General features: G+C 65.4%; 1 protein-coding gene. It reads right to left on the reverse strand.

The window, feature by feature from the left end; translation table 11 throughout:
• A partial coding sequence (locus RNB18_RS53455; RefSeq protein WP_311721238.1) for a translation initiation factor IF-2 N-terminal domain-containing protein occupies positions 1-382 on the reverse strand: 382 nt, incomplete at both ends.

The raw sequence follows: 382 nt of genomic DNA on the forward strand, positions 1-382 counted from the left end.
TCTTGCGCTCTTCGTCGTTGACGTCCGTCGTGACCTGGTAGGCACCGATGTGCTGGGTGATGCCACCGGCCTCGCCCGCGACCACGTTGGTCTTGCGGATCGCGTCGAGAAGCCGGGTCTTACCGTGGTCGACGTGACCCATGACGGTCACGACCGGCGGACGGGAGACCAGGGCCTCTTCGCCGCCCTCGTCCTCGCCGAACTCGATGTCGAAGGACTCGAGCAGCTCGCGGTCCTCCTCCTCCGGGCTGACGATCTCCAGGACGTAGTTCATCTCCTCGGCGAGGAGCTTCAGCGTCTCGTCGGAGACCGACTGCGTGGCCGTGACCATCTCGCCGAGGTTCATCATCACGGCGACGAGCGACGCCGGGTTGGCGTTGAT

The sequence above is a fragment of the Streptomyces doebereineriae genome (assembly GCF_031845645.1).
Lineage (GTDB): Bacteria > Actinomycetota > Actinomycetes > Streptomycetales > Streptomycetaceae > Streptomyces > Streptomyces canus.